This is a genomic window from Paenibacillus validus NBRC 15382 (assembly GCF_004000985.1).
Classification (GTDB): Bacteria; Bacillota; Bacilli; order Paenibacillales; family NBRC-103111; genus Paenibacillus_G; species Paenibacillus_G validus.
In genome coordinates this window covers 203,379-214,457 of sequence record NZ_BIMH01000004.1, presented here as the reverse complement: position 1 = coordinate 214,457, position 11,079 = coordinate 203,379, and the positions used below count along the sequence as shown (strand labels likewise).

At 56.5% G+C, this 11,079-nt stretch carries 10 protein-coding genes and 1 pseudogene; 9 read left to right on the top strand and 2 right to left on the bottom strand.

The window, feature by feature from the left end:
• Both PVA01S_RS05170 and PVA01S_RS05165 read left to right on the top strand, forming a co-directional pair.
• Window positions 1–315 (top strand): annotated as a pseudogene (locus PVA01S_RS05170) (glycosyl transferase); the annotation flags it as partial.
• Window positions 312–1,391: a glycosyltransferase gene (locus tag PVA01S_RS05165; protein ID WP_127605705.1), complete on the top strand. Its 1,080-nt coding sequence runs from the start codon at window positions 312–314 to the stop codon at window positions 1,389–1,391. The pseudogene PVA01S_RS05170 and the gene PVA01S_RS05165, both read left to right, overlap by 4 nt.
• Before the next feature lie 206 nt (window positions 1,392–1,597).
• Here the strand turns inward: PVA01S_RS05165 and murQ are convergent, their stop codons facing one another.
• The gene (gene murQ / locus PVA01S_RS05160) at window positions 1,598–2,512 is read right to left on the bottom strand and encodes an N-acetylmuramic acid 6-phosphate etherase (RefSeq protein WP_127605703.1); all 915 of its coding nucleotides are present in this window, start codon (window positions 2,510–2,512) and stop codon (window positions 1,598–1,600) included.
• 118 nt (window positions 2,513–2,630) lie between these two features.
• Window positions 2,631–3,677, bottom strand: a complete 1,047-nt coding sequence (locus tag PVA01S_RS05155) for an N-acetylglucosamine kinase (RefSeq protein ID WP_164751735.1) — start codon at window positions 3,675–3,677, stop codon at window positions 2,631–2,633.
• A 170-nt stretch (window positions 3,678–3,847) separates the two neighbouring features.
• On the opposite strand from PVA01S_RS05155, the gene PVA01S_RS05150 reads away from it, so the two are divergent.
• The 7 genes from PVA01S_RS05150 to PVA01S_RS05120 all read left to right on the top strand — a co-directional run bounded on the left by PVA01S_RS05150 (window position 3,848) and on the right by PVA01S_RS05120 (window position 11,074).
• A complete protein-coding gene (locus tag PVA01S_RS05150; protein ID WP_054798416.1) occupies window positions 3,848–4,702 on the top strand; it encodes a MurR/RpiR family transcriptional regulator in 855 nt (284 codons plus the stop codon).
• A 24-nt stretch (window positions 4,703–4,726) separates the two neighbouring features.
• Complete coding sequence (locus PVA01S_RS05145; protein ID WP_127605699.1) at window positions 4,727–6,127, top strand: ABC transporter substrate-binding protein; 1,401 nt, start codon at window positions 4,727–4,729, stop codon at window positions 6,125–6,127.
• A gap of 165 nt (window positions 6,128–6,292) precedes the next feature.
• Entirely contained in the window at window positions 6,293–7,213 is a 921-nt protein-coding gene (locus PVA01S_RS05140) for a carbohydrate ABC transporter permease (protein ID WP_127605697.1), read from the top strand.
• 14 nt (window positions 7,214–7,227) lie between these two features.
• Entirely contained in the window at window positions 7,228–8,061 is an 834-nt protein-coding gene (locus tag PVA01S_RS05135) for a carbohydrate ABC transporter permease (protein ID WP_054800397.1), read from the top strand.
• Window positions 8,062–8,076: 15 nt separating this feature from the next.
• A complete protein-coding gene (locus PVA01S_RS05130) occupies window positions 8,077–9,183 on the top strand; it encodes an ABC transporter ATP-binding protein (RefSeq protein WP_127605695.1) in 1,107 nt (368 codons plus the stop codon).
• 35 nt (window positions 9,184–9,218) lie between these two features.
• Window positions 9,219–9,908: a DUF2189 domain-containing protein gene (locus PVA01S_RS05125; RefSeq protein ID WP_127605693.1), complete on the top strand. Its 690-nt coding sequence runs from the start codon at window positions 9,219–9,221 to the stop codon at window positions 9,906–9,908.
• Window positions 9,905–11,074, top strand: a complete 1,170-nt coding sequence (locus tag PVA01S_RS05120; protein ID WP_127605691.1) for an exo-beta-N-acetylmuramidase NamZ family protein — start codon at window positions 9,905–9,907, stop codon at window positions 11,072–11,074. Before PVA01S_RS05125 ends, PVA01S_RS05120 begins: the two co-directional genes overlap by 4 nt.
• The last annotated feature ends 5 nt before the right edge of the window (window positions 11,075–11,079 follow it).

The window sequence follows — 11,079 nt, the reverse complement described above, 5'->3', positions numbered from 1 at the left end:
CCCAGAGCTGAAGTGGCCAGCCGGATGGGGTTTTATTTTTACCGGAAGCGGGACTATCGTACAGCGATATTCTGGTATGAATTAGCGACCCGGCTGCCGGCCGATACGAATCAGTGGGGCTTCAGTTATCCCGCTTACTGGACCTGGTATCCCCATTTGCATATGTGCGTTTGCTATTATCGGTTGGGCGAATACGAGAACGCATACGTTCATAACGAAGAAGCCCGCAAGTACCGTCCCGAGGACACGAATGTTCTCCACAATAAAACGCTGCTTGAGGGACTCCTTACGCTGCCAAAGAAGGTGGATGAATGAATGTCCGTATTAACAGCGTGCTATTCATTCAAGTCATTCCCGATATCCGAACGAATAAAATCGCCAACGTGTTAAGCCAAGCCGGCATCCAAACCGATCTGCTCTATTTAAAGACGCATCCTGCGGAAGTTTATCGCGGCTATGCACTGCCATATTCCCGGATTTTTAAACTCCGGATGATTAAGGAAATCGTCGAGTTTGTCGATCAATCCTCCTATGATCTTGTCATTAGCTGTAATGAGCCTGACATCATCAGCGCCGTGCTGGCCTGCTCCACCAAACCTGTCATACATGATTGTCACGACATGATGTCGCTCCGCGGGGATATTACGAACGATCAAGCGATTTTGGAATTCATTTCCAATAAATATGCGTCCGCGAACATCTATGTGACGGATTTAATCAAGGAAATTGCCGTACAACGATTCGGTCTGTCGAATAAACCGGTCACGGTGCTGGATAACTATGTTCTTCGTGAACAGCTACCCCAGCAATATCTTCCGAAATTAAGCCAAACGGACGGCGAGATCCATTGCGTCTATGAGGGAGGCTTAACGAATCGCAGCGATCATCACCGTTATATCGAACCTGTTTTACTTGCCCTTGCGCAGGAGAAAGTTCATGTTCACTATTACACCCCGTTTCAGAGCTCATATTACAGCATGCTGGAGCAGAAATCCCCTTACCTGCATTGGGAAGGAACCCGGGAGCCGAACGAGCTGATTTACGAGATGACCCGCTATGACGTCGGGCTAACCGTATTGCATGTAACCGAACGAAACAAACCGTTTCTGGACAGTACATTTCCAAACAAAGCGTGGGATTATTTGGCGGCGGGGTTGCCCATTTTGTTCAGCGATTTGACCTCGTTTCAACAGTTTTTGAAAAGCTATGCCGTCGGCCGCATTTTGGACTTGTCCGGCCATCTATTCGAACAGGTTCGGGCCGCCTCCCTTATACCAATCAATCCCGGTTTTTTGAACGATTACCGTCTCACGATGGAAGATCAAAGCGATCGGCTTGTGGAATTTTTGGAAGAAGCCGTCATTTCTTTTTATAAGCGGAGCAGGGAATAGCTCCCGGCTTTATCTCGTTGTAACCTGCCCCCGCCTGCTGAGGCGGGGGAGCGCCCCTTTGAAAGAACAGGGCAGAGGTGACACAGGGGCTGCTTGAAAATAGAGGTCGGCGTTACAAATGATCCAATCAATAAAAGCCCACGGAAGGATAGCACACGTGAGCTTTTTGAGTTGTTCACGAACATACTTACGATATTTCAATAGCCCTATTTCGTCAGCAGCAGCTCTAACGATTTGCGCACGAAGCCGCCGGTTTCGGCAAGTGCGGCCTGGGCTTGGGCACAATGGACGCCTCCGAGGAGCATGACGATGGCGGTTTTGACATGGCCGCCGGAGTCGGCGAAGGCTTGTTCTACGGCTTCCTCCGAAGCATCGGTGGCTAGCCGGATGATCCGCTTGGCGCGATCAACGAGCTTGATGTTCGACGGCTGTACATCGACCATCAGGTTGCCGTACACTTTGCCCATGCGGATCATCGATGTCGTCGTCAGCATGTTCAAGATGAGCTTCTGGGCGGTGCCCGCTTTCATCCGCGTGGAGCCGAGTACGACTTCCGGGCCGACCACGGCCTCGAGCACGATATCGGCCAGCGGAACCATAGGCGTCCCCTCATTGTTGCAGATGCCGATGACCCCGGCGCCGTTCGCCTTGGCCCGTTTCATCGCGCCGAGTACATAGGGCGTCCGTCCGCTGGCTGCGATGCCCACGGCAACATCGTTCGGCCCGATTCCGTGGGCATCCACATCGGACATGCCGAGCTCTTCGCTATCCTCGGCGCCCTCGACGGGATCCTTCACCGCTTGGAAGCCGCCGGCAATCAAACCCAGCACCATATCCGGCGAGGTGCCGTAGGTCGGAGGGCATTCGGACGCATCCAGGATGCCGATGCGGCCGCTGGTGCCGGCGCCGATGTAGATGAGGCGTCCGCCTTGTTGAAAGGAGGCGACGATGCGGTCGACGGCCTGTGCCAGCTTCGGAATCAGCCCTCGCAGCACGTCGGCGACTAGACGGTCTTCATCGTTGATGAGCGTCAGGATTTGCTCGGTCGGCAGCTCGTCGATTTGTCGTGTCCGCGGATTGACCTGCTCCGTCGTGAGTGTGTGTAGCTGATGTATGTGCATGGAGATAGCTCCTTCTTGAATAATTTTTTGGGATACCGTGCTCCTGCATCAGGCAGCGGTGTCGATAGCAGTTGCTCCAGCCGCTGCAGTTGCGCTAGTTGGCTGGAGAGGGGAATGCTCACTCGCCTGGCAGGAGTTGCAGCGCCAGCCGGGCGGCGCCATAGGCGGGCGCTTGCCGCGCTTCGTGCAGCCGCAGATCCGGCCAAGCGGCCTCCAGCCGCTCGCGAAACGTCTTCCGGTACAGCTCGCTGTACCGGAAGACCGAGCCGCTGAGCACCAGGTCCGCCTGCGCGAACCAAGCGTGCTTGCGCACAAGCGCGGACGTTTGCTCTGCCAAGGCTGCGGCGCTGCGCTCGATCAGCCGCCTGGCCGGCGGATCGCCGGCAGCGGCCGCTTCGATCGCATACCGCGCGAAGGCGGCGACGTCCTGCTTTTTAATGTGCGGCTGGTAGATATACCTCCGCAGCTCGACGATACGTTCCCAGCCGTATGCCTGTTCAATCATCGGCGTCATCGCCGTAGGCGGATCAATGCCGTCGTAGCTGCGCATGACCGCATGCAGCGTATCGAGACCGATGCGGTAGCCGCTGCCTTCGTCGCCAAGCAAGTGCCCCCAACCGCCGACACGGTAACAGTCCCCGTCCGGCGTGCGGCCGAAGACGATCGAGCCGGTTCCTGCGATGGCGAGCACGCCGAAACTGCGATCGAGCGTGGCCATCAGCACTATTTCCGCGTCGTTCGTCACGAGCAGCTTCGCCTCGACGCCCGTTTGTTCGAAATAAGACCGGATTGCGAAGGTTACGCGTTCGCGATCTTCATGCGTATCGACGCCCGCCATGCCAAGACAGAGGCCGAGCTCCCAACGTTGTCCGGGCGCACCGAGCTTGTCAAGCTTTTCACACTCCCCAAGCACTTCGCGCTTGTCAAGCCCTCCAAGCTCTTCGGACCTCTCCGGCCCCGGCGTTCCCGTTCCCCCGTCGTCTTCCCGTATAGAAGAAAGCGCTTGATTCAACAGCTGGGTCAGCTCGCGAACGGCGTCGTCGAAGCCAATCGCTTGCGGATTGCTCGGCCCTCCTGACAACCGGGTCAGCTCCAGTCCTGCGGCATTGATGACGCAAATCTCCGTTTTCGTCCCGCCGCCGTCGATGCCTACAAACAGCTTCACGAACATCACCTTCTTGCCACGTCATGTAAGATTATGTTTAAAGTATATACGAAAAGGCTTGTCCGTGTAAAACAAAATTTTATGATTGAAATATATGTTGAAATAAAGTTTCAGAGGCTTTATAATTGGAGTCAGTTGGAAATGAATTCTGGCAAGAGGGGGTGAGGGAGTTGAACGGCGGACTCGTCCGGTTAAGAGAAGCCCTGCACGATCTGACGCCATCGGAGAAGAAGGTGGCGGAATATATACTGGGCGATCCCAAAGGCGTTATTGCATTATCCGTAGCGCAGCTCGCGGAATACAGCGGGTCCAGTCAAGCCGCAATCGTGCGGTTGTGCAAGTCGCTCGGGCTGAAAGGGTTCCCGGATCTGAAGCTGAAGCTCGCGGGCGATTTGCAGGAGTCGGCCAAGGTGCCGGAGATGCAGGGCTATCAGGAAATCCGGCCGCATGACTCGATCTCGACTTTGATTCAGAACGTGTCGGCGAACAACATTCAGTCGATCCGCGACACCGTCAAGATTTTGGACGAAGCGATGGTAAGTCAAGCGGTGGAGGCGTTAGACCGGGCCGAGCGCATATTTTTCTTCGGGATCGGGGCCTCCGGATTGATCGCGCAGGACGCGCAGCACAAGTTCCTCCGTATTAACAAGACGGCGTTCTCGTTCGCCGACTCGCACGTGCAGTTGATGACGGCGGTTACCTTGACTCCCCGTGACGCTGCGGTAGCCATCTCTTACACAGGTGAAACCCGCGAAGTGATTACCGCATTGAAAGCGTCTTCAGAGCTGGGCGCCACGACGATCAGCATTACGAAATACGGTACGACGACGCTCCACAGCTACTCGCAAATTCCGCTCTGCATCTCTTCCACCGAGAACGAAATTCGCAGCGGCGCGATGGCTTCCCGCATCACACAATTGAATGTGATCGACATTTTGTATTTGGGAGTCGCCAGCCGCAACTACAACCAGTCGGTTCAATACCTCGACCGAAGCCGGGCGGTCATACGCGATTTGAACAAATAACCACAAACCAAGGGGGATTTAACGATGAAGCGTACGAAATGGCTGTCTTTAATGGTAATCAGTGCTTTGGCCCTAACAGCTTGTAACAACGCCGGCGGCGGTGCGGGAGAGACTGGAACGGCGGGAACGAAGACCGGCGAGCAAAGTGCGGCGCCGACCGAAGATAAGAAGCCGGATACCGTCAAAGTGTGGACGTATCCGGTGCATGCCGCGTACGAAGACGATCTGAAACAGCTTGTCGCTGATTTCACCAAAACGAACCCGCATATTAAAGTCGAGTACGAAATGCTGTCTTGGGCGGAAGGTCCGAAGAAGTTCGACGTCGCGCTTAACGCGGGCGATCCGCCGGACCTGTATTTCCACTCCGTCAGCGGTCAATACGTGAACACCGGCCTTGCCCTTCAATTGGACTCTTTCCTAACTAAAGAAATTAAAGACGATTACCAGCCGGGAACGCTGGAGCTCGGACAAATCCAGGGCAAACAGTACGGCCTCCCGCTGTACCAATTCCAATGGGCTTGGGGCGGCAACAAGCGCATCCTGGAGGAAGCCGGCATCGATTGGAAGAAAATACAAGCGAGCGGCTGGACGTGGTCCGAATTTAACGAAGCGGCCAAGAAGCTGACCAAAAAACTGCCGGACGGCTCTACCCAATACGGTCTCGTTACAGACGGCACGAGCCTTGACTTCATTCAAATGCTCTCACGCAACGCCGGGATGCCGGATGTGCTGGACAAAGACGGGAAATTCCAATGGAACGACACCCGGATTCTCGATACGATGAAATTTATCGAAGGACTGGTCAAAACCGGCGTTATGCCGAAGGAGAGCGCTGCCCTGGCGCCGCTCAAACGGACCGAAATGTTCTATGCCGGCCAAGCGGCGATCATCAGTAAAGCGATTCCATACTACGATGTCATGATCCAAAACCGCAACAAAGACATCGACGCTGGTAAAGTGAAGGGCGAGAAAATCGAGTTCATTCTCCTGCCTGTTCCGCACCACGACAACCAGCCGGCCAAGACGACGATGGGCGGCGAAGGCTATGTGGCCTTCAAGCAAAAGAACGATAAAGGCGAGCAGCACGCGAAGAACACGTTCCTCGTGATGGAAGCGCTCAGCGGAGCCAAAGCGGGCAATTCCGCCAACGAGCTGTCCCTGCCGTTCGTACGCAAGTCGCAAGCGAAGGAATTCGAAGGCAAAGGCAAAGCGAGCCAAGTGAACTCGGAGGCCGCCCAAGCGATGGCGAAAAACATCTCGATGCCGGTCGATCTCAGCATCGATGTCGATAAAGCCGCGAAGATGAAGCAGTTTAACGAGCAAGTGGTGAAACCGACGTTCCAGGCGGTGCTGGCCGGCGAGAAGACCGCCGATCAAGCGGTGGAAGACTTCAAGAACAAAGGCAAGCAAATGTTCGGCCAATAATTCAAGGGAAAACAGGAAACTGAGGCGAAGTACAAAGGGGAAGCCGTCCGATGAAGCTTAACGAAAGACGGACAGCCCGAAAGGGTAAGGCTTCCCCGTTTGTGCTTTCTTTCTTTCCTTTCAGAATGAGGACGAATCGGCTTTTTCGGCGGAAAGGAGACCCTCATGCAGCAAACTTCGGTTGCACGGCCCGTACCGGCACCAAGTCCCCTCAAGCGTTTTTGGCGGGAGTACGGGTGGGCGTATGCATTCATTGCGGTACCGGTGCTTTTGTTTCTCGTGTTTACGTTATATCCCGTCATTTCGGCGTTTATTATGAGCTTTCAGGAATACGGCATTCTGCAGTCCAAATGGGTCGGGGGCAGCAACTATTCGCGGTTGGTGCACGACGAAGTGTTCTGGAAATCGATGAAGAACACCGTCATTTTTACCGTCGGCACGGTGCCCGTCAATATTGTCATTACGTTCGGTCTCGCCTATCTTATATTTCAAACGAAAAACAAGTGGCAGACGTTTTTCAAAGCAGCGCTTTATTTGCCGACGGTCGCCTCCGGCGTCACGCTGTCGCTTGTTTGGCTGGCGATGTTCGACCCGACCTCGGGCGGCTTGTTCAATAAGGTGCTCGCCCTCTTCGGCTTGGAGCCGGTCATTTGGCTCGGGCAATCGAGCTCGGCGCTGTTTTCGCTCATGCTGATGACCTACCTCGGCTCACATGGCAGCGGCATTATTTTGTATTTGGCGGCGATGGGGGGCATCCCGAAGTCGCTGTACGAAGCGGCGGACATCGACCACGCGAGCGGCTGGACGCAGTTCACGAAGATTACTTGGCCGCTGCTTAAGCCGACGACGCTCTATTTGCTCGTGACGGGCGTTATCACATCGTTTCAGGTGTTCATCAGCGTGTACCTGATGACGCAGGGCGGTCCGAACTTTGCGACCACGACGATCGCCTATTTGATTTATGACACCGCATTCGTCTACTACGATTTCGGGCTTGCCTCCGCGCAGTCGTTCGTGCTGGCGGCGATGATCGTGATCGTGTCCGTCGTGCAATTCAAATACTTCTCGACGGATATCGAGTACTAGAGGGGGCAATCTCGATGAAAACAACCAACAAAACGATACTGATTGCTCTCGGCGCGGTAATTCTTTCATTTTGGGCATTCATCACGGTCATTCCGCTGTATTGGATGTTCATCGGCTCCTTTCAGGATTCGGCAGCGAGCGCGACGTTCAAGCCGCAGATGATTCCGGACATCTGGTCCATCGCGCCATACGAGCGTTTCTTCGACAAAACGATGGCGTGGCGCTGGCTGGTTAACTCGCTCTTCGTATCGGCGGTGCTGACGGTAACGAACCTGTTCTTCGCCTCCTTGGCCGGATACGCGTTCGCGAAGCTGAAGTTTCCCGGTAACAAGTCGATTTTCTGGGTGCTGCTCAGCACGATGATGATTCCCTCACAAGTCACGCTCATCCCGCTCTACATTCTCGTCATCAACATGTTTAATTTGGGCGACACGTATACGGCGATCATTTTGCCGGCGCTCGTCGGGGTGGGCAACATCTTCCTGATGAAGCAGTACATGTCCACGCTGCCTACGTCGCTCATTCATGCGGCGCGGATCGATGCGTGCAGCGAATTCGGCATTTTCTACAAAATCATTCTTCCGATGGCGAAGCCGGGGCTCGCGGTGCTCGCGATCTTCACGTTCGTAGCGCATTGGAACGATTTCTTCTGGCCTTTGCTCGTCACGCGCAGCAATGAGATGCGGACGATTCAGGTAGGCTTGGCCGGCTTTAAGTTTGCGGAATCGACCGACTACGGCGCGATCATGGCCGGGGCGACGATCGGGGCGCTGCCGATGATCGTATTGTTTTTCGCCTTGCAAAGGTATTTCCTGCAGGGCATCACCATTGGAGCCGTTAAGGGCTAGCTGGGAGGAGAACGTATGGCTCGCGTTGTTTTCGAAAATGTCCGTAAGGAATATGAGGATGTCAAAAGAGGCAGTTTTACGGCGGTAGCGGGCTCGAGCTTCGTCATTGAGGATAAAGAATTCGTCGTGTTCGTCGGCCCGTCGGGCTGCGGCAAGACGACGTCGTTGCGAATGATCGCCGGACTGGAGCAGCAGACGAGCGGCGATATTCTGATCGGCGACCGGGTAGTCAACCAGCTTCATCCCAAAGACCGCGATATCGCGATGGTGTTTCAAGATTATGCGCTGTATCCGCATATGACCGTTCGCGAGAATCTGTCGTTTGGTTTGAAAAATTTGAAAAAAAGCAAAGCCGAAATCGAAGAGAAGGTGAAGTCCGCCTCCTCGATCCTGGGCCTTGACGAGATGCTCGAGCGAAAGCCGCGGGAGCTGAGCGGCGGGCAGCGGCAGCGCGTTGCCGTCGGACGCGCGATCGTCCGCGATCCGCAGGTGTTCTTGTTCGACGAGCCGCTGTCCAACCTGGATGCGAAGCTGCGCATTCAGATGCGCGTGGAGCTGGCGGAGCTGCACAAGCGGCTCGGCGCGACGATCGTGTACGTGACGCACGATCAGGTTGAGGCGATGACGCTCGGGGAGCGCATCGTGGTGATGAACCACGGCGTCATCCAACAAATTGCGCCGCCTACGGAGCTGTACAACAACCCGAGCAACATGTTCGTCGCCGGGTTCATCGGCTCCCCGGCGATGAACTTCATCGACGCGCAGATCCAAGGGGACAAGGCGATCGTGGAAGGCGCGGCATTCACGCTGCCGGAGCGGATGGCAAGGAGCATGAAGGCGTACGAAGGACGGAGCGTTATCTTGGGCATTCGCCCGGAGCACATTTTCGGCGAAGACTTTGCGCTGCACGTCTCTCCCGAGCACAAGCTGTCGGCTACCGTACAGGTCGTCGAGCACCTGGGCTCGGAAAATCTGGTTTATTTCCGTGTCGGTGAGCGGATGGTAACGGCTAAGGTGCACCCGGAGACGAATGCTTCGATCGGACAGCTGAAGACGTTCATTATCGATCTGAGCAAGGCGCATTTCTTCAATCCGGATACCGAAGTGCGCATCATACTGTAACGATTGCGGGGCTTGAATAAGGAGGGAAAGGCTGCATGCGCAGTTTAAGTCAACTGATCGTACAGGCCGGCGGCCTGGCGTACCGGGAGATGATCGCGATATTTCTGTTCAGCGCGGTCAGCTCGGCCGTACTGATGCCGCTCGTATTTTTGTTCTCGGCGGGAACGGCGCTTCTGCTGGTGCCGGTCGTCTATGCTCCGCTGCTGGCAGGCGTCTTCTATGCGGCTCACCGGATGGTGGCGGGCGAACGGCCGAGGCTGAAGGATGTGTTCGCCGGGGCGGTTCGTTTCTTCATCCCGTCGGCCGTTTTCGGCCTGCTGTGCTCGTTGTTCGTGCTGATTCTGGCCTCCACCTGGTGGTATTACGGGCAGAAGGACGGTATGCTGCACTGGGCCCTGGCCATCTTCCAGACTTACTTTGTGACGATGTTCTTCGTATCTCAGCTGTATACGCTGCCGCTCATCGTGCAGGAGAACGAGCCTGTATTTCGCGCCGTAGGCCGCAGCGTGAAGCTGACTGTCACCCATCCGGGGTATACGATCGGGGCTTTCCTGCAGCTGCTGTGCGTCACGGTGCTGCTCGGATTGACCGTCGTCGGTTTCGCCTTCCTGTTTGCCGGAATGGCGGCGGTATACTCGAATATGGTTGCCCGTAACGTGCTCGCCGGGCGCGAGGAGAAGGCGGAGAACCAAGGCGGGAAGACGTGGGGGGGCATAGCCGGATGAAGGCGCGGGTTGCGGCTGGCGCCGATCTGCTTCCTCGCATCGCGGCGAAGCTGAGCGGGCTGCGACTCGGCTTGCTGACGAACCCGACGGGCGTGGACGCCCGTTTCCGGACGACGCTTGCCGCGTGCGCGGAGATGCCTTCGGTGCGGTTGTCCGCGCTCTTTGCCTGCGAGCACGGCTTGCGCGGCGAACGGCAGGCCGGCGTTCGCTTCGAAGACGAAGAGCATCCGGAGCTCGGCATCCCGGTCTACAGCTTGTACGGCACGCGCAAGAAGCCTGACGCCGCCATGCTGGAAGGCGTCGATGCCGTGCTCTTTGACATTCAGGATATCGGCGTCCGGTTCTATACTTATTTATCGACGCTTGTGTACATGATGGCGGCTTGCGCCCAAACGGGGCGTGCGCTGTACGTGCTGGACCGTCCGCATCCGCTCGGCGCCCTCCGGGCTGAAGGCGGGCTGCTGCAGCCCGGATACGAGTCAATGGTCGGGGCGGTCGCCGGAACGCCGTATGCGACAGGCATGACGATCGGCGAGTACGCCGGGTGGGTTAACGACCGGCTGGAGCAGCCGTGCGCACTGACGGTTGTACCGATGGAAGGGTGGAAGCGGGGCATGCGGTTCGATGAGACGGGCTTGCCGTGGATCGTGCCGTCGCCGAACGTGCCGACGCTTGACACGGTTCGCGTCTACGCAGGCACCTGTTTGTTCGAGGGCACGAACGTTTCCGAAGGACGAGGCACGACGCGTCCGTTCGAAACGGTAGGAGCGCCTTGGATCGACGGCGAACGGCTCGCGCGCGAATTCGCTTCGTTCGGACTGGCCGGGGTGCACGCGCATCCGCTTTATTTCTCGCCGACGTTCTCCAAGCATCAGGGCGAGCTGTGCGGAGGGGTTCGGCTGTATGTGACCGAGCCGGATGTTTTCGAATCGGTCCGGGCAGGTCTGACGCTGCTCCGGTCGATGCAGAAGCTGTACCCGGAGACGTTCCGGTTTCTACCCCCGGTCCGCGAAGGCGGAAAGGCGTTCATCGATTTATTGACGGGGGATTCGCTGGTAGCCGCCGAATTGGCGGAAGACGGCGGACTGCGCCGGGTGCTGGACCGTTACGAAGCCGACATAGAGGGTTGGAAGAAGGAGCGGAGCGGTTATTTACTGTATATGTAATGCAC